The organism is Pseudomonas sp. PvP100 (genome assembly GCF_017833055.1).
GTDB classification, from domain to species: Bacteria; Pseudomonadota; Gammaproteobacteria; order Pseudomonadales; family Pseudomonadaceae; genus Aquipseudomonas; species Aquipseudomonas syringae.
The window spans coordinates 2,420,855-2,439,449 of sequence record NZ_JAFIBO010000001.1; the positions used below are offsets into that span (position 1 = coordinate 2,420,855).

Genomic DNA, 18,595 nt, shown 5'->3' on the forward strand with positions numbered 1-18,595 from the left:
GTAGTCCATGAACCTCATGGCCGCAGCCGTCGGTTGTGTAGTTGATACCGCCGTTTCAACGGAGCAGCTCGCTTTTGACCCGCTCCAGCATGAATCGGCTCGATTCATCTGCGCGTTCCTCCCAGGCAAATACCGCCACTGTGGCAATGCCGTCGAACTTGATGTCCCGCAACGTCGAGAAGAACGCCTCCCAGTTCACCTCGCCCTGGCCGATGTCCAGGTGCTGATGCACCGTCGCCGTCACGCCGGGCGGGTTGACGATGTAGCGCAGGTTGGAAGAAGCCCGGTGATTATAGGTGTCGGCAATGATCAGATGCGTGAGCTTGTCGCCGGCATAGCGCAGCATCGAAGCGATATCACCAACGCCATCGTCGTAGAAGAAAGTGTGTGGTGCCGCGTACAGGTAGTTGATCCAGTCCCGATCGAGCCCGCGAATAATATCCACCGACTCGTTGTTGCGCTCGCAGAAATCGTAGGGGTGCGCCTGAATATCGAGCTTTATACCTTCACGCTCGAAATGCGGCATCAATTCATCCATGGATTTCATGAACTGGTTTTCACAGACCAGCGCATGGTCGGACTGCCCGCTGAACTCGGTATTCATAAGGTCGCAGTCCATCTCAACGGCGACCTGAATGGCACGTTTCCAGTTGCGAACCGCTGCAATACGCAGGTCTTCATCTGGCGCAGCCCAGTGGTACAGCGGCAGCAACGAGGAGAGTTTCACCCCGGCATCACTCAGGGCTTTGCGAAACTCCCTGATCCGCGCCCGATCCACCCGCGGGTATTTGTAAAATGGCATGAAATCTTCACGCGGCGACAGCTCGATATAGTCATAGCCCAGCTCCGCGGTTTTATCGACCATCGCCCCCAGAGACAGATGGCGATACATGTAAGGGTCCAGTGCAATACGCATGATGCCTCCTTTTATTCCTTTCAAGAGATGTACTGGTTAAACGCAGGATGGTCAGCTATAGAACACCGGACGCATGGCGAGGGTGATCGGCACGACTGCGCCCGTGTTCTGCGCCAGCACGCAGGCATCGGCGGCCACAGCGGCGGCATATCCGTCCCAGGCCGAAGGGCCGTAGAGAGTCCCCGCTTTGACGCCGTCGATGAAGTCCTGCAACTCGACGTCGTAAGCAGCGATGAAGCGGTCTTTCCAGTCCATCAGAATCGCGTTGGACAGCTTCGCCTCGCTGCGCAACTGGACCTGAGAGGGCTCCGGCAGTCTGGCAATACCCGTCTCGCCGACGACTTCACACTGGATGTCGTAGCCATACTGGCAATTGACGAATACTTCGACGTCGATGCGTGTGCCCTTGACCGTTTCCAGCATCACGATCTGCGGGTCCTTCAGGTGCGCCAGGGCCTTGCTGGTCTTGCGCGGGAATACCACCTGCACCGACACGTAGTCATCGTCGAGCAGCCAGCGCAGTACGTTGAGTTCGTGAATGAGCGTATCGGTGATGGCCATGTCGGTCTTGTAATTCTCGCCCACACTCGGGTTGCGGTGCGCGCAGTGGAGCATCAGCGGCTCGCCGATCCGGCCGCTGTCGATCACTGCCTTGAGCGCGCGATAGCCCTGGTCATAAGGGCGCATGAACCCCACCTGTACCAGACGCCTGCCACTGGCGATCTCGGCTTCGACAATGTGCCGGCAGCCTTCGGCAGTGACTGCCAGCGGCTTTTCGCAGAACACCGGCTTGCCCGCAGCGATGGCTGCCAGCACATATTCTTCGTGACTGGGCCCCCAGGAGCAGACCAGGACCGCCTCGACATCCGGCGCGGCGATCAATGCGTGCCCGTCGGCATACACTTCGGCGCCGAGGTCCAGATCGCGCACCACCTTCGCTGCCTGTTCGAGATTGATGTCGGTGACGGCCACCACCTGACTGCCGACCAGCGTCTTGCTGCAACGCCGGATATGATCCTGACCGATTGCGCCTGTACCGATCACGCCGAGTTTCAATGCCATTTTCATGTTCCTTTTTTGTTATTGGATGTACCCGTGAACGGATCACGGGCGCTGAACGATAAAAGTGATCAGTACTGACGAGCCTTGAGCAGCTCGCGATTGAGCTTTTCATACACCTGAGCGGTGGTGCCGGTGGTCGACACTTCGGCAACCCCGACACGCCACCACGACAGGTATTTGTGGATCATCGTCTTGGGCAGGACCTTGATGTCGATCAGCGTCGACACGGTCTGACGTTGCGCATCGGCGAGCGCCTGGCGCAGTTGTTCGGCAGTACTCACCTTGTAGGTCTTGCAGCCATAGGCGGCAGCACTCATGGCGAAATCCACTGGCACAAAGTCACCGTCGAGCTTGCCGGTTTCCGGATTGCGGAAACGGAACTCGGTGCCGAAGCTGTTCATGCCGTGCTCCATCTGCAGATTGTTGATGCAGCCGAAAGTCATGTTGTCCAGCAACACCACGTTGATCTTGCGCCGCTCCTGGATCGAGGTGGCCAGTTCCGAATGGAGCATCATGTAAGAGCCATCGCCGACCAGCGCAAAGACTTCGCGGTGCGGCGCTGCGAGCTTCACGCCCAGTGCGGCGTTGACTTCATAACCCATGCACGAATAACCGTATTCGACGTGATAGGTGTCGACTCCGGTACTGCGCCAGGCGCGCTGCAGGTCACCCGGCAAGCTGCCCGCTGCTGCAACGATCACCGCATCGGCAGGCAGGCTCTGGTTGAGGATGCCCAATACACCACTCTGAGTCAGACACGAACCCGTCAGCTCGATGAAATCGCGCAGCACGGCAGGGTCCAGGTGATCGTTGATTTCCGGGACAAAATCCTCACGCTGGTACTCGACCGCGTACAGGCGATCCACCTCGGCATCCAGCTCGGCACGTGCCGATCGCGGTGCATCGCCCCAGGCCGCACGATAACCGCAGGCCTGGAGGCTTTCGGTCAGCGCCTGCAATGCCATCTGCGCATCGGCCAGGACCTGCACGCCGTCCAGTTTCTGCACATCAAAGGCACCGACATTGAGGTTGAGAAACTGCACATCCGGGTTCTGAAACAGCCATTTCGACGCGGTGGTGAAATCGCTGTAACGGGTGCCTACGCCGATGATCAGGTCAGCCTCTTTGGCCAGCCGATTGGCCGCCAGCGTGCCGGTTTCGCCGATGCCGCCCATGTTCAACGGGTGCGCCGAAACGATGGCACTTTTGCCGGCCTGAGTTTCGGCGAACGGGATATCGAAGCGCTCGGCAAAGGCCTGCAAGGCATCCGCCGCACCGGAGTAACGCACCCCGCCGCCGCAGATCAGCAACGGCTTGCGCTTGTCGACAAGTAGTTGCAACGCGTCGTCAAGCATGGCCTTGCTTGGCGGACGCCGGTCGATACGGTGCACGCGTTTTTGCAGGAAGCTATCCGGATAGTCGTAGGCTTCAGCCTGCACATCCTGAGGCAGCGCCAGGGTAACGGCGCCCGTGTCGGCCGGGTCGGTCAGTACGCGCATGGCATTGAGCGCTGCGCTCATCAACTGCTCGGGCCGGTTGATGCGGTCCCAGTATTTGCTCACCGCCTTGAACGCGTCGTTGGTGCTGATACTCAGGTCGTGAAACTGCTCGATCTGCTGCAGCACCGGATCGGGCTGGCGGCTGGCGTAGACATCGCCCGGCAACAGCAGCAACGGGATGCGGTTGGCCGAGGCCGTTGCCGCAGCGGTGACCATGTTCGCCGCGCCAGGGCCGACCGATGAACTGCACGCGTAGATCTTGCGACGCAGGTGCTGCTTGGCAAAACCGATGGCGGCGTGGCACATGCCCTGCTCGTTACGGCCCTGATGGACCACCAGGTCGCCGCTGTCCTGCTCCAGCGCCTGCCCAAGCCCCAGCACGTTGCCATGCCCGAAAATGGTGAAAATGCCGGCGACGAATTTGCTCTGTACGCCGTCGACTTCGACGTACTGGTTATCGAGAAACTTCACCAGGGCCTGGGCCATGGTCAGTCGGGTTGTACTCATGTTCGCACCTTGTTCTTGTTTGAGGTGGCCAGGGTTTGAGCCGGCCTGACGGCTGAAGTCAGTGACGCTGCGAAACGGCTCGTGACAAATGCGTCATGCTTGCCGCTATTGCCTGAGGAATGTCATCCAGCGCGTGAACGCTTTCGGCAAACGGTTCGAACGACAGATGCCCCTCATAGCCGCTGTCCAGCAAGCGCTCGATCTGCGACGCATTACCCAGAATGTCGCCTTCGCCGACCAGCACGCGATGACCATCGCGAATGCTGTTGAGCGGTGTCTGCGCATCCTCGACACCGGAGATATGTACCAACCCCGTCAGCTCCGGGAACAGCTCGACCTCGCCGGCCAGATGGTGGTGAAAGGTATCGTGAACCAGTCGGTAAACATCCAGCCCGCCGACAGCTTTGATCGCATCCACCGCTTGACGCTTGAGTCGCAGCGAGCACTCCTCAAAGCCGAGGGGTTCGACGAAGCCGAGAATTCCGTGCTCGCGAAGAATCGGGGCCAAGGCCGTCAATGCGGTGCGTAATCCCGCAGCGCGCTGCGCACCGTTGCGCGGGTCGGCACGGTCATTGAGCGGGCACAGCACCAGACCGCGGGCACCGCAGTCGCGGGCGTACTGCGCCAGCTTGGTCGCTTGAGCAGCGCGCTCCTGGTTCCACACATCGAACGGGTACAGGGCGTTGATGGACAACACCTCTACCCCCCTGGCAGCACAAAGATCACGAACGACCTCGGGGGCAGTGCCGTCTTCGATCTCGATGCCCTTGAGGTCGTTGCGAATCTCGATGGCATCGGCACCCAGCTTGACCGCCAGGTCGACGAAGCTTTCCAGAGACAGGCGCGGCGCGACCATTCGATTAAGGGCGAAACGCAGAGGGTGGTTCATTGTTTTTGTTCTCCGCAACATTCCATTGATAAAAGTTATTTGGCAGTCGGCATACTGAACTCGGGGCCTTTGGCGATGCTGTCCGGCCAGCGTTGCATGACGCTTTTGTAGCGGCTGTAAAAACGCAGGCCTTCTTCGCCATAGGCATGGTGATCGCCAAACAGCGACCGCTTCCAGCCGCCAAACGAATGCCAGGCCATGGGTACCGGGATCGGCACGTTAATGCCGACCATGCCGACCTTGATGCTGCGAGCGAACGCGCGGGCCACGCCGCCATCGCTGGTGAAGCACGACACACCATTGCCGAACTCGTGTGCGTTGATCAGCGCCACAGCGCTGGCAAAATCCGCGACGTGGACGATGCCCAGCACCGGGCCGAAGATTTCTTCCTTGTAGATCTGCATCTGCGGCGTGACGTGGTCGAACAGCGTCGCGCCGACGAAAAAGCCCTGCTCGGCACCCGGCACCTTGAAGTTGCGCCCATCGACGAGCAGCCTGGCGCCCTCTTTGACGCCCTGATCGATGAAACCCTCGACCTTGGCCTTGTGCACGGCGGTGACCAGCGGCCCCATGTCCGAATCGGCCTGCATGCCGTTGCCGACCTTGAGCTGGTCGATGCGCGGCAGCAGCTTGTCGATAAGACGCTGGCCGACATCGCCGACCACCACGGCAATCGAGATCGCCATGCAGCGCTCCCCTGCCGAGCCATAGGCCGCCCCGATCAACGCGTCGGCGGCCTGATCCAGATCAGCGTCGGGCATCACGATCATATGGTTCTTGGCCCCGCCCAGCGCCTGCACGCGCTTGCCGTGGGCAGTACCTTGCTGATGGATGTATTCAGCGATCGGGGTCGAGCCGACGAAGGAAATAGCCTCGATGTCAGGGTGCTGCAGCAACGCATCAACCGCCACCTTGTCACCCTGCACCACATTGAAGACGCCATCGGGCAGACCGGCTTCCTTGAGCAGGCGCGCCATCAGCAGGCTGGCCGACGGATCGCGTTCGGAAGGTTTGAGGATGAAGCAGTTGCCGGTCACCAACGCCATGGGGATCATCCACAAGGGCACCATGACCGGAAAGTTGAACGGCGTGACCCCGGCGCAGACGCCCAGTGGCTGACGCAGGTTCCAGTTATCGATACCGCCGCCGATGTTGTCGCTGAAATCGCTCTTCAACAGGCTGGGAGCACCGCAGGCAAATTCGACGATCTCGATACCGCGCACCACCTCGCCGCGTGCGTCGGACAACACCTTGCCGTGCTCGCGGCAAATGATCTGCGCCAGTTCGTCGTGGTGATGATCCAGCAGTTCCTTGAACTTGAACATCACCCGCGCACGGCGCAACGAGGACTGCTCGGACCAGGCCGGAAACGCCGCCTTGGCCGCCGCAACCGCTTCATCCACGGTCTTCACGCTGGCCAGCGCAACACGCGCCTGGACCGTGCCGATTGCCGGGTTGAAGACATCGCTGTAACGCTCGCCCTCGCCCGTGTCCAGGTGTCCGTTGATGTAGTGGCCGATTACCGGTGACTCGTTCATCTCATGCCTCCAGAACAAAAATGGGAAATCAGAGATCCAGCAGCCAGCTGTGCTGCGGATCGTTGTGGAACTGCCAGGCGCGCGTCGGGCCGGCCATTACGTTCAGGTACCAGGATTCGTAGCCATAGGGGACGGAGACCGGGTGGTAGCCCTTGGGCACGGTCACCAGGTCATTGTTTTCCACGGCCATGGCCTGATCGATGCTGCGGTCGTCGGTGTACACCCGCTGGAAAACGAAGCCCTGCGGCGGGTTGACCTGGTGGTAGTAGGTTTCTTCGAGGAAGCTCTCGTGCGGCAGGTTGTCCCGGTCATGCTTGTGCGGCGGGTAACTGGAGGAATGCCCGGAAGGTGTACGCACCTCGACCACCAGCAGCGAATGCGCCGCTTCACTGTCCGGCAATATGTCGCACACATAACGGGTATTGGCGCCCTTGCCGCGTACGCTGCGCTTCATGCTGCCCGGCATGATCAAGCGTGCCGGAAAATGTTTGCCGGCATCGCCCGGCGCCGTGCATACGGCAAGCTGCACCGCGCCACGCGCGACAAACTGCGCCTGGCTATGCGGCGGCAGGTAGACTGCGAATGGCGATTTTTCCTCGAATACCGATTGTCGGTCGCCGATGTTTTCCCAGTTGAAAGCGCCCTGCCCCGGCGCTTCGCCACTGACGCTGGCGTGCCCGGTCAGCAGGACCACGCACAGCTCGTTTTCTCCTGCGCTCAGTGGCAGGGTTTCTCCGGACTCCAGGCGGTAGGCGGCGAAGTTCACGTATTCCAGCGAACCGGGGGCCAGCGCTACGACGTCGCGGCCAGTGGATTTACTCTTGGTCAGCAGATTCATGCTTGAGTCCTCCTTATCGTGCATCGGCCAGCAGTTGGCGCAGCGTGTCATAGCCTTTTTTGGCGTAGACATAACTCGGCGCTACGGCTGGGTCCTGTTCGGCCTCGACCACCAGCCAGCCGTTGTAATCGGCCTGCAGTAACACCTTGAGCAGCGCCGAGAAGTCGATGTCGCCATCGCCCGGCACCGTGAAAGTGCCGTTGATGATGCAGTCCGGAAAGCTCCACAGATTGTTGCGCGCCAGTTGCACCACCGGCTTGCGCACGTCCTTGAAATGCACATGGCAGATGCGCTGGATGTGCTTGCTCAACACCTGAAGAGGTTCGCCACCGCCCATGTAGCAATGCCCGGAATCGAACAGCAGTCCGACTTCCTCGCCGGTCAGCGCCATCAGCCGGTCTATATCCTGCGGCGACTCGACGTAAGCGCCCATATGATGGTGATACGCCAGACGCACGCCCCGGGACAGGGTGAAACGCGCCAGCTCGGTCAATTTTTCGGCGTACTCATGCCAGGCGGCATCGGTGTGAAAACGCGGTCGTTCGACCAGCGGAATACGCTGCCCCTGAATCGAGTCGGCCACCTCGCCATACACCAGCACCGAAGCGCCATTTTCGGCGAGCAGTTGCACATGCGCAGTGATGGCTTCGATTTCCTCGGCCACCGAACGCCGCGCCAGGCGGCTGGAATACCAGCCGGACACCAGCGCCAGATCATGGGGCCGCAATACATCACCGACGCCCTTGGCATCTTTCGGAAACTTGCCGTTGAGCTCGAAGCCCTCGTAGCCAATGGCTTTGCCTTCGCTCAGCGCCGTGCTCAGCGGGGTTTCTCCGCCAAGGGCCGGCAAATCATCGTTGCTCCAGGAGATCGGATTGATGCCGATGCGGATCCTGGGTGTGGAAGTCGAAACGGGCATGGCTGCACCTTTTTTGTTGTTATCGCGACGTTGTTGTCGTGACGTCGAAACCCGGAACCGATCAGGCGCGGCTTTCGCGCCAGGATTCGATCAACCAGTTAAAGGTGCTCTGCACCCGACTGATCAGCGTCGCATCGTCTATTTCGCCGGCCATCCAGGCCCGGCTTGGCTCACGGAATATTGTCCGGCCGACGGCAAAGCCCTGGCAGACGCGGCTGTGGCGTGCTTCGGCAAAGCCGGCGGCGAGGTCCTCGACCGGCGCATTGAGCCCGAGCAGCACCACGCCGCGGCAATACGGATCGCGTTGCTGGATCAGCTCGTCCAGTTGCTGCCAGACCTGCGCGCTCTGCGCCTCGATCTTCCACCACGCCGGGTAGATGCCCAGATTGTACAAACGCTTCAGCGAGCGAAGCATCACGTCCGGATGAGGCGACGGGTGATCCTTGGGCGGGATGATTTCCAGCAGCAACTCATGGCCGCTGACTTTCGAAGCGTCGTAGAGCGCCTTGATCTGCGCTTCCTGCTCCAGGCGTAACATCGGCTCGTCATCGGGGTGATATTGCACCAGGCACTTGATGATCTGCTCTTGCGGCCAGGCGAGCAGATTGCTGCCGATGGAGCGACCGTGCTCGAAGGCCAGCGGCCTTGAACCCTGCACTTCCACCGGACGCGCTACCCACCAGCCGCGACCGGTCGCCGCGTTGAGTGAATCCTGACCGAAGCGCTGGTCGGCAAGCAGACCGACATCGGCTTCGATGCCGCGCTTGCGCAGGTCGGCTTCGACCCGCTCGACCGCCTGCACGAACAGCTGCTTGAGCTGGCTGATGCTGCGAAGATCACGCCCGGCCTGTTGCGCCAGTTCGACCAACTGGCCGCGATGGTCGAAGGCAAAGATGAACAACTGTCGCCACTGCTTGCGCGGCACGCTGACCTGATGCAGCCGTTGCAGGGCGACATCCTGATCAGGGCGAGTAATGGGTTCAGGGCTGTTGAACAGGTAATCGAGTTCGGCCGGGGTCGGCATGGCGGGCGCACAGGCGTGCCGCGACACCACCAGCCCGCCACAGGCATTGGCCAGCTGGCAGCAGCGTTCGTCGCTGGCCTCCTTGAGCCAGCCGCTGAGAAAACCGGACATGAACGCATCGCCCGCACCGAGCACGTTGAGCACTTCGACCTGCACGCCGGGGTAGATGGCGCCCTCTTCCAGCCGCGCAGGAATGGCCCCGTGAATCACCGTGCAGCCTTGCGGGCCGAGCTTGACCACCAGCGTTGCGGCCGTCAGTTCACGCACCTTGCGCAGGGCAGCGAGCAAATCGGTCGAACCGCCGGCAATCTGAAATTCCTCTTCAGTGCCGACGATCAGGTCGAAACGCGGCAGGATGCGCTGCACATGCTGGCTGACCTTCTGATCGGCAACGAACCGGGTCTCGCCGTCGGCCTTGCCTGCCAGCCCCCAGAGCACCGGGCGGTAGTCGATATCCAGCACGCGTTTGACGTCATGCTTCTCGGCATAGTCGAGCGCCTGGCTGCTGGCCTTGAACACCTGATCAGTGGAGAAATGCGTGCCGGTGATCAGCAGCGCCTTGCTCGAGGCAATCTGCTGCTCGTCGATGTCCTCGGCGCGCAGGGCCATGTCAGCGCAGTTTTCACGGTAGAACACCAAGGGGAAGGTTTCACGATCCTTCAGCCCCAGCAGCACCATTGCCGTCAGGCGCTCGGGGTCGCGCTTGACGGCGCTGACATCACAGCCTTCGCGAGCCAGGGACTCGACCAGAAAGCGACCCATGTGATCATCGCCGACCCTGCTGAGCATGGCTGACCTGAGCCCGAGCCTGGCCGTGCCGAAGGCGATATTGGCCGACGAGCCGCCCAGGTACTTGGCGAAACTGGAAACGTCTTCCAGCCGCGCCCCCACTTGTTGCGCATAAAGGTCGACGCCCAGGCGTCCGAGGCAAATCAGATCCAACTGACGCCCAGTGGCAAAGCGTGTCTGGCCCATGGTGGCTCCTGTTATTTTTATCAGCCTGCAGCGCTTGCATCATGTGTACACGCTGCTTTGTGAATGCAGCGTAAAACGTCAAGACGCATCAATCAATATTTTTTCTATAATTATTTTTAGTGGAATATTTTTTCCATACCGCCGTTCAAGTGCTGGCACACTGCGCAGACGGTTAGGATATAGTCGCCGTTCTGCCCCAAGGCAGACTCCACCGTCAGGCCCACAACGGTCGTGCTGTGCACGCAGTTGCCCTGAAAAAGAACAAGCAGAAAGGATGTGAATATGACCAGCGCCGATCAGCCCACTCTGCCCGGGACGAGCGTCGACATGCCGCCGAACAGTGCCGAAGGCTTGTTGCGGCTGATCACTGATGAATACGAGGGACTGCCACGTCAGCTCAAGCGGATCGCCAGCTATATGAGCCAGCAGAGCGACCGGATCATGGTTGACCGGATCAGCGACATCGCCCGCGAGTGCGAAGTCCACCCTTCGGCCATCGTGCGATTTTCCCAGCGCTTCGGCTTCAGCGGTTTCAGCGAGATGCAGGCGTTATTTCGCGAGGCTTATACGCACAAGACCACGCCGGTGCAGAACTACCAGCAGCGTATCCGCAGCCTGATCGCCAACAAGTCACAGAAAGCCAACGCAGGCGATCTGGCACGCGAATGCGTCAGCGCCACCCTCTCTGGCCTGGAACGCCTGAGTGTCGAACTGGATGACGATGAATTCGAAAAAGCCGTGGACCTGGTGGTCAACGCCGACAACATCTATGTGGTGGGCGTGCGCCGCTCGTTTGCGGTGGCTGATTATCTGGTCTACAACCTGCAACACACCAACAAGCGCATTCACCTGATCTCTGGCCTGGGTGGCAGCTATCGCGAGCAAATGCGCAGTGTGCGCGCCAATGACCTGGTGATTGCCATCAGCTTCACGCCCTATGGCAAGGAGACCCAGCACTGCCTGCGCATTGCCCAGCATCATCAGGCCAAGACGCTGATCATCACCGACAGCAACCTGTCGCCGCTGGCCAAGCGCGCCAACTCGGTGTTGCTGGTCAACGAGGGCAGCTCGTTCGCCTTCCGCTCGCTGAGCGCCACGCTATGCCTGTGCCAGGCGCTGTTCATTGCCGTGGCGTATCGCCTGGAACTCAAGGTCGATGAAATACACGAGCAGGTCGGGTTTGATGACTGAGGGCTGAGCCCTCAGGATTTGGCTTCCTCGCCCATGCGCTGCTGGTTCTTCTCGCCCATTTTCTTCGCGCGTTTTTCCAGCACCAGATACACCACCAGCGCCAGCAGCAGCGGCAGCAGGAAGTAGATCGCGCGGTAGCCGATCAACGCTGCGAGCAGGCTGCCCTTGGAAAACTGGTGCGCCAGCAAGGTGATAAACACAGTCTCGAGCACGCCGAGGCCTGCTGGAATGTGAGTGATCACCCCGGCGATGCTGCTGATCAGCAACACACCGAGAATCGCCGGATAAAACGCCTTGTCCGGCAGCAGGGTGTAAATTACCGCAGCCATCAACGACCAGTTCAGAGCGCCCAGACTGGCCTGCATCAGCGCCTGCTTCATCGATGGCAGATTGAATTCCTGATCACGGATGGTCCATGAGCGTTTCTTCGAAAACCGGCAGGCCAGCAGGTACGCAAAACACACGGCCAACAGTCCGAAGCCGATCAGTTGCAGGGTTGTGGTGCCGATCGACCACTCCTTGGGCAACTCCAGAAAACGCATCGAAAACACAAAACCGGCCAGCAGCATGTAGCCCAGCCAGTTGGTAATCAGGCTCAGGCTTAGAATCCGCGTGATGGTCGAAACGTCCAGCCCCAGTCGCGAATACAGGCGGTAACGCAAGGCGATGCCGCCGACCCAGGAACTGAGATTGAGGTTGAACGCGTAGCAGACAAACGTCACCGGCACGATCTGCTTGATCGACAACTTGTGCCGGGTGTAATAGCGCGCCAACACGTCAAAGCCGCAGTAGGTCGCGTAGCTGGCAAAAGCCACCGCCGCCGCGATGGCCAAGGTGCTGGCCTTGTAGGACGCCAACGCCTGTTTCACCTCTTGCCAGTCAAGCTTCTTGACCAGCATAAACAGCAGAACCGGGACGGCGATGAAGAAAAACAGGTTGAACACCCGCTTTGCCCACTTCCACTTGGTTCCCTGCGCACTTTGCGGCGCTGCCTGCGTGGCTTGGGTCATAGGGTTTTCTCCTGGTCCATCGGATGGTTGTTCTGCTGCTGTTCGATCACTTTCGCTTCGGGCACTACATCACCGGCACGCAGTGGCTTGAGGCGCACACCGTGAACCGGGAACAAACCGGCAATGGCCGGAAAACGGCGCAGGAAAAAGAAACTCAATACGATCATCGGCGCACGCCACCACTGGCCACGCGCCGCCCCCTTGAGGCTCATTTGCTTGCTGTGCGCAGCGGCAAGTTCCATCAGATGGTTTTGCAGATGCTCATTGAGCGCGCGATCACGAATGAACAGGTTGGCTTCCAGGTTCAGCGCAAGGCTCAGCGGGTCGAGATTGCTGGAGCCCACGGTGGACCAGTCCTGGTCGATCAACGCGACCTTGCCGTGCAATGCACGTTGCTTGTATTCGTGAATGGCCACGCCATCGCGCAGCAGATAGGTATAGGTCAGTCGCGAGCAGACCCGCACGAACGGCATGTCGGGTTGGCCTTGCAGGATCAGGGTGACCTTGACGCCCCGCCGTGAGGCATTACGCAGCTCACGCAGAAAGCGGTAGCTGGGGTAAAAATATGCATTGGCCAGGGTGATGCGTTGCGTCGCAGCGCGAATCGCCTCGAGGTACTGCTCTTCGATATCGGTGCTGTGCTCGTCATTATCGCGCTCGGCGAGCAGCATGCTGGCGTCACCGGCGCGGTCCAGCTTGAGTGCAATGGGCGGTAACTTGTCACGAACGACCTTGCTGAGCATATTCAACGCGCTGTGGTGAATATCGCCAACAATCGGCCCGCGGACCAGAACGGCGTAGTCCTGCTTGGCCGTCACCCCGGTGTCGGTCATATGATCGACGCTGTAGTTGATGCCGCCGATGAAACCCAGTTCGCCGTCGATCACCACCACCTTGCGGTGCAGGCGGCGGAACAGGTTGGTGCGCATGCCCATGAACCGCGGGCGCGGATCGAACAACTGGATCTGGATACCGGCGTCGATCATGGTTCTGACAAACGTCGAACTCAGGTCCGAAGTGCCATAGTCGTCCACCGTGACGACCACCTTCGCACCATTCGCGGCGGCTTCGAGCAACGCCTGTTGCAAACTTTCGCCGATTCGGTCTTCAAAGATGATGAAGGTTTCGATCAGCACTTCTTTGCGCGCAGCACGTATGCACTCGAATACCCGGGCGTAGAAATCCTCGCCATTGATCAGCAACTCTACCGAGTTGCCGTCACGCCACTGCCCTGTCGTATCGCTCATAAGGTCAACTCCACCGCCAGCGGTGCATGATCGGAAAGGTGGGACCACGGCCGGCTGGACAACACTTTCGGCCGGTGCGACGTCGCATTGCGGACATAGATCCGGTCCAGGCAGAGCAAGGGCCAACGGGCCGGAAAGCTTTTGGCCGGTGCCCCGAAGCGCTCGACGAAAACCTCATGCAGCCCGCTGCCCTGCAGCGATGCATCGGCGCGCCGGCGCCAGTCGTTGAAGTCACCGGCAACGATCACCGGCTCGCCCTCGGGAATACGTGCCATCAGCTCGTTAAGCAGTTTGAGCTGCTGACGCCGATGGCTTTCACGCAGCCCCAGGTGCACACAGACCGCATGCACCCGGCCCGCGTGTGGCACCTCGAGAATGCAGTGCAACAAGCCGCGCTGCTCGGTGCCATGAATGGAAATATCGAGGTTTTCATGCTGGATGATCGGGTATTTGGACAGCAACGCGTTGCCATGATCGCCATCCGGGTACACCGCGTTGCGGCCGTAGGCAAAATCACTCCACATGCTGTCGGCCAGAAACTCGTACTGCGAAATCGTCGGCCAGTCCTTGACCTTGCGCGCATGGCTCTGTTGTTCGCCGTGCACTTCCTGAAGAAACACGATATCGGCCGATACAGTGCGCACAGCTTCACGCAACTCCGGCAGAATGAAGCGGCGATTGAAAATGCCAAAGCCCATGTGCATGTTCATGGTCAGTACATTCAATGAAACACTGGCGGACACTGGTGTCGCTGGGCCGACAGGCGGATTGGCACTGGTCAAGACTTGCTCCCGGGTGAATATTCACGGCATATGAAGCCACCCGTGGGCACAGGTTCCGTCGCGTATTTCACGTGCTGTGTATTTGCCATATTTAGTGGCCGGAGAGGCACGTGAAAAAAATCAGGCCATCATGAAACGCAGGCGCCCGATCGACAGCCTAAGCTGTGCACCAGACCTGCAAACAAAGAGACAAGGAATCAAACCGTGGATGCATCGACTTCTCAACGCTACACCGCCCGGGCCAGGTGGCTGCACTGGTCAATGGCCATTCTGATCGTGCTGGCGTACACCCTGATTCTGAGCCGCACCCAGTTCAGCAAGGGCTCGGAATACCGTTTGCTGGTCGTGCAGAGCCATTACTGGGTCGGCATTCTGATTCTGATCATGGCGTTTTTCCGTGCCGCCGAGCGTCGACGTCATCGTCCGCCCGGCATTACACCGCCGCTTGAAGGGGCGTTGCGCATCGTCGCAACCCTGACCCATTACGCGCTGTATGCGTTCCTGTTTGCTCAGCCGTTACTGGGCCTGCTGACGGTGATGGTGGAGAAAGGCGCACTGCCCATCCCCCTCACCGACCTGCAGATCCCCTGGCCGCTGGCCACCTCGGACCACCTGGCCGAAACGTTCGAAGACGTGCACAAGTTGCTGGGCTCGATCTTTTACTATGTCATCGGTCTGCATGTGATCGCTGCGCTCTGGCACCACCTGGTGCGCAAGGACGATACCCTCAAGCGCATGCTGTAACTCAGGACGCCGAAAGAACCCGGGCAAGCGTAGCCTTCACCTTGCCCATCCCCTCGCGCAGGGCCTGTTCGATTTCCGCCATGGTAATGACAGTCGTCGATTTGCCCGCTGCCGGATTGACCACCAGCGCCAGGCAGGCGTATTCAAGCTCCAGTTCACGCGCCAAGGCGGCTTCGGGCATGCCAGTCATGCCGACGATGTCGCAACCATCACGCTCCAGGCGAATGATTTCGGCAACAGTCTCCAGACGCGGTCCCTGGGTACAGGCATAGACGCCCCGATCGGAGAACGCGCATCCCTCTGCCGTCAACGCCGCAATCAGCCTAGCACGCAGCGGTTCGCTGTACGGATAGCTGAAGTCGATGTGCGTGACCTCTTCCAGATCATCGGCAAAGAAGGTGTGCTGACGACCGCTGGTGTAGTCGACCAGATCATGCGGCACACAGAAATGCCCGGTGCCCATGGCCGGATGAATGCCACCGACTGCGTTGACCGCAAGAATCGCTTCGGCACCTGCCTGCTTGAGTGCCCAGATATTGGCCCGGTAGTTAACCTGATGCGGCGGCAAGCGGTGCGGGTGGCCGTGGCGCGCCAGAAACATCACTTCACGACCGGCATAGTCGCCGATCTGGATTTCGCCGGACGGTGCGCCATAAGGGGTGTTCATCGGCAGGGATTGCCGAATATTCAGGCCCTCGAGCTGGGTCAGGCCAGTACCGCCAATAATCGCGTAAACAGTCATCGCAAATCCTTAATCGATCAGTTGAGCAGCGCGCAGAGCCTGGAGCGCGGCCTGCCAGCGCGGGTGTTGCCGATAGTCGGTGCTGGCCGACGCCTGACCGCGCATACGCGCGATACGTGGCGAAGGCTTGACCTTCAGGCGCTGTGCAGCGCCCAGCGCAAGCTCTGCGGCCGCCCGGTCGTTGCACACCAGGCCCATGTCGCATCCGGCTGTCAGCGCTGCCTCGATACGGCTGGCCGCATCACCGACGACATGAGCCCCGGCCATCGACAGGTCATCGCTGAAAATAACACCGTCAAATTGCAGTTCGTCGCGCAGAATGTCCTGCAACCAGCGCCTTGAGAACCCTGCGGGCTGCGAATCGACTTTCGGGTAAATGACATGCGCTGGCATCACTGCAGCCAGCTGCTGACTCAGACGAGCAAACGGCACCAGATCACTGGCGCGGATCTCTTCCAGGCTACGCTCGTCATTCGGGATAGCCACATGAGAATCGGCTTCAGCCCAGCCGTGGCCGGGAAAATGCTTGCCGGTGGCAGCCATGCCCGCAGCGTTCATCCCACGAATGAACGCCCCTGCCAGCAACGCCGCCCGCTGCGGATCGCCTTCGAACGAGCGCGTCCCGACCACAGCGCTGCGCTGGTAGTCGAGGTCCAGTACCGGAGCGAAGCTCAGGTCCAGTCCGACCGCCAGCACTTCGGTCGCCATCAGCCAGCCACACTGTTCAGCCAGAAGCTCGGCGTCAGGCTTGTCGGCGATGGCGCGCATCGGCGGCAGGCGTACGAAGCCCTCACGCAGGCGCTGCACCCTGCCGCCCTCCTGATCGACGGCCAGCAGCAGGTCCGGGCGCACAGCACGAATCGCGGCGCTCAACTCACGAACCTGACGGGGATGCTCGATGTTTCGGGCAAAGATGATCAAACCGCCCACTTCGGGCTGACGCAAAAACTGACGGTCTTCGCTGGTCAGCCAAGTGCCGGCGACATCGACCATCAGGGAGCCTTGCAGGACAGAACTCATAGAAAAACCCTTACACACCAGTGCTCGTTCACAATCCGGGCATGGTGCTTGATCCTGAAGCCCGACGCAATCCGACACGCCGGTACAGCGTGACTCAGGGCAGAGGCTTCAGGCCTTGGCGACCGCAGGCGCGCTGGTGCTGCTCTTGGTCCGCGGCCTGAGCTGGGCGGCGATCATCGCAGGGTCGCTGACCCCGGTGTCGGCGCGCATGCCGGCGGCCAGAAACGGCACCATCAGGCGCATGACCTGCTCAATGGAGGTATTGACGCCGAAATCGGTCTCGGCAATGGCGCGCAGGGCCTTGATACCGGACATGCTGAACGCCGCAGCGCCGAGCATGAAGTGCACGCGCCAGAACAGCTCGATGGGTGGAATGCGCGGCGCAGCTTCGTTGACCAGCGTCATGTAGCGACGGAACACCTTGCCGTACATGTCTTCGAGGTAGCGGCGCAGGTGGCCCTGGCTCTGACTGAAGGCAAGCCCCAGAAGGCGCATGAAGATCGACAGGTCGTTACCGCTGCGCGGCTGCACCACAAGCGCCTGCTCGACGAGAATCTCCAGCAGTTCCTCAAGGCTTGGCTTGTGTTCGGGTTTTGCCTGGCGACGTTCCAGTTCGCGGTCGAGACTGATGCAGAACGGTCCCAGAAAACGCGAGAACACGGCCTGAATCAACGCCTTCTTCGAGCCGAAGTGATAATTCACTGCAGCCAGATTGACCGACGCCTTGCTGGTGATAAGACGCAATGACGTTTCGGCAAAGCCTTTCTCTGCAAACAACTGCTCTGCAGCATCAAGAATGCGTTCAACGGTTTCCGACTGGGCCATGGCTCTCTGCCTAACAAACGAACGTTTGAAACATACGTATCAAACGCCTCGGTTGTCAAGTCGGCGCGTTCACTTTGTGGCCGAACAGTCACGGTAATGGATGTTAAATGAGAAAACTCAGGTATTGCCGAGATTTTTGACGGGAGGCGCTGCATGAGTAGGGCCACCGCTCGGCAGCCAAAATGAAATGGATGATTGCCAACGCGCCTTCACTGTATATAATCCCAGTCACTGTATAAAAAGCCAGAGCGCCCCTCATGATCAAACTGACGCCACGCCAGGCTGAAATCCTGGGTTTCATCAAACGCTGCCTGGAAGACAACGGGTTCCCGCCGACACGTGCGGAAATCGCTCAGGAGCTGGGCTTCAAATCGCCCAACGCGGCGGAAGAGCACCTCAAGGCCCTGGCGCGTAAAGGCGCCATCGAAATGACCCCGGGTGCTTCACGCGGTATTCGCATCCCCGGCTTCGAAGCGCGGCCGGATGACCCCAGCCTGCCAGTCATCGGCCGCGTTGCAGCAGGCGCACCGATCCTGGCTCAGCAACACATTGAAGAGTCCTGCAACATCAACCCTTCCTTCTTCCACCCCAGCGCCAACTACCTGTTGCGCGTTCATGGCATGAGCATGAAGGACATAGGCATTCTGGATGGCGATCTGCTCGCCGTGCACACCACACGCGAGGCCCGCAACGGCCAGATCGTGGTTGCCCGGATTGGCGATGAAGTGACCGTCAAGCGTTTCAAGCGTGAAGGCAGCAAGGTCTGGCTGCTGGCGGAAAACCCTGATTTCGCACCCATCGAGGTCGATCTCAAGGATCAGGAACTGGTGATCGAAGGTTTGAGCGTCGGCGTCATTCGCCGCTAAG

General features: G+C 60.1%; 17 protein-coding genes. 3 read left to right on the forward strand and 14 right to left on the reverse strand.

All coding sequences use genetic code 11. From position 1 onward, the window contains the following. Positions 1-55 precede the first annotated feature (55 nt). The 8 genes from JOE39_RS10145 to iolC form a co-directional block, all read right to left on the reverse strand. Entirely contained in the window at positions 56-916 is an 861-nt protein-coding gene (locus JOE39_RS10145; protein ID WP_003349149.1) for a sugar phosphate isomerase/epimerase family protein, read from the reverse strand. 51 nt (positions 917-967) lie between these two features. Next, positions 968-1,978, reverse strand: a complete 1,011-nt coding sequence (locus JOE39_RS10150; protein ID WP_003391656.1) for a Gfo/Idh/MocA family oxidoreductase — start codon at positions 1,976-1,978, stop codon at positions 968-970. Between the two features lie 68 nt (positions 1,979-2,046). Then, positions 2,047-3,984 (reverse strand): 3D-(3,5/4)-trihydroxycyclohexane-1,2-dione acylhydrolase (decyclizing), encoded by a 1,938-nt coding sequence (gene iolD / locus JOE39_RS10155; protein ID WP_210077400.1) that lies wholly within the window; start codon positions 3,982-3,984, stop codon positions 2,047-2,049. A gap of 58 nt (positions 3,985-4,042) precedes the next feature. Beyond that, a complete protein-coding gene (locus JOE39_RS10160; RefSeq protein ID WP_210077398.1) occupies positions 4,043-4,873 on the reverse strand; it encodes a TIM barrel protein in 831 nt (276 codons plus the stop codon). 35 nt (positions 4,874-4,908) lie between these two features. Then, a complete protein-coding gene (locus JOE39_RS10165) occupies positions 4,909-6,411 on the reverse strand; it encodes a CoA-acylating methylmalonate-semialdehyde dehydrogenase (protein ID WP_004417196.1) in 1,503 nt (500 codons plus the stop codon). Positions 6,412-6,439: 28 nt separating this feature from the next. Then, positions 6,440-7,249: a 5-deoxy-glucuronate isomerase gene (iolB, locus tag JOE39_RS10170; RefSeq protein ID WP_003348011.1), complete on the reverse strand. Its 810-nt coding sequence runs from the start codon at positions 7,247-7,249 to the stop codon at positions 6,440-6,442. 13 nt (positions 7,250-7,262) lie between these two features. Continuing rightward, positions 7,263-8,168, reverse strand: coding sequence for a myo-inosose-2 dehydratase (gene iolE, locus JOE39_RS10175; RefSeq protein WP_024664506.1), 906 nt, complete (start codon positions 8,166-8,168; stop codon positions 7,263-7,265). 61 nt (positions 8,169-8,229) lie between these two features. Continuing rightward, positions 8,230-10,167 carry a 5-dehydro-2-deoxygluconokinase gene (gene iolC / locus JOE39_RS10180; protein WP_046266260.1) on the reverse strand — a complete coding sequence of 646 codons (1,938 nt, stop codon included), beginning with the start codon at positions 10,165-10,167 and terminating at the stop codon, positions 8,230-8,232. 282 nt (positions 10,168-10,449) lie between these two features. Between iolC and JOE39_RS10185 the strand changes: the two genes are divergently transcribed. Next, positions 10,450-11,358: a MurR/RpiR family transcriptional regulator gene (locus tag JOE39_RS10185; RefSeq protein WP_003315787.1), complete on the forward strand. Its 909-nt coding sequence runs from the start codon at positions 10,450-10,452 to the stop codon at positions 11,356-11,358. Between the two features lie 11 nt (positions 11,359-11,369). Here JOE39_RS10185 and JOE39_RS10190 read toward each other — a convergent pair whose 3' ends face one another. Genes JOE39_RS10190 through JOE39_RS10200 form a run of 3 tightly spaced genes read right to left on the reverse strand, consistent with a single transcriptional unit; the run spans position 11,370 to position 14,397 of the window. Beyond that, on the reverse strand, positions 11,370-12,368 hold the full coding sequence (locus JOE39_RS10190) for a lysylphosphatidylglycerol synthase domain-containing protein (protein WP_004417191.1): 999 nt from the start codon (positions 12,366-12,368) through the stop codon (positions 11,370-11,372). Continuing rightward, on the reverse strand, positions 12,365-13,615 hold the full coding sequence (gene clsB / locus JOE39_RS10195; protein ID WP_003427116.1) for a cardiolipin synthase ClsB: 1,251 nt from the start codon (positions 13,613-13,615) through the stop codon (positions 12,365-12,367). Before clsB ends, JOE39_RS10190 begins: the two co-directional genes overlap by 4 nt. After that, a complete protein-coding gene (locus JOE39_RS10200) occupies positions 13,612-14,397 on the reverse strand; it encodes an endonuclease/exonuclease/phosphatase family protein (protein WP_004417190.1) in 786 nt (261 codons plus the stop codon). The genes clsB and JOE39_RS10200 overlap by 4 nt, the downstream gene beginning before the upstream one ends. Positions 14,398-14,601: 204 nt before the next feature. Between JOE39_RS10200 and JOE39_RS10205 the strand changes: the two genes are divergently transcribed. Then, positions 14,602-15,141 carry a cytochrome b gene (locus tag JOE39_RS10205; protein ID WP_004417189.1) on the forward strand — a complete coding sequence of 180 codons (540 nt, stop codon included), beginning with the start codon at positions 14,602-14,604 and terminating at the stop codon, positions 15,139-15,141. A 1-nt stretch (position 15,142) separates the two neighbouring features. Here the strand turns inward: JOE39_RS10205 and JOE39_RS10210 are convergent, their stop codons facing one another. The 3 genes from JOE39_RS10210 to psrA all read right to left on the reverse strand — a co-directional run bounded on the left by JOE39_RS10210 (position 15,143) and on the right by psrA (position 17,728). Next, positions 15,143-15,883, reverse strand: a complete 741-nt coding sequence (locus JOE39_RS10210) for an S-methyl-5'-thioinosine phosphorylase (protein WP_003436361.1) — start codon at positions 15,881-15,883, stop codon at positions 15,143-15,145. Positions 15,884-15,892: 9 nt separating this feature from the next. Then, the gene (nagZ, locus tag JOE39_RS10215) at positions 15,893-16,903 is read right to left on the reverse strand and encodes a beta-N-acetylhexosaminidase (RefSeq protein WP_210077396.1); all 1,011 of its coding nucleotides are present in this window, start codon (positions 16,901-16,903) and stop codon (positions 15,893-15,895) included. A 108-nt stretch (positions 16,904-17,011) separates the two neighbouring features. After that, positions 17,012-17,728, reverse strand: coding sequence for a transcriptional regulator PsrA (gene psrA / locus JOE39_RS10220; protein WP_003315795.1), 717 nt, complete (start codon positions 17,726-17,728; stop codon positions 17,012-17,014). A gap of 257 nt (positions 17,729-17,985) precedes the next feature. Between psrA and lexA the strand changes: the two genes are divergently transcribed. Next, positions 17,986-18,594 (forward strand): transcriptional repressor LexA, encoded by a 609-nt coding sequence (gene lexA / locus JOE39_RS10225; protein ID WP_210077394.1) that lies wholly within the window; start codon positions 17,986-17,988, stop codon positions 18,592-18,594. The last annotated feature ends 1 nt before the right edge of the window (position 18,595 follow it).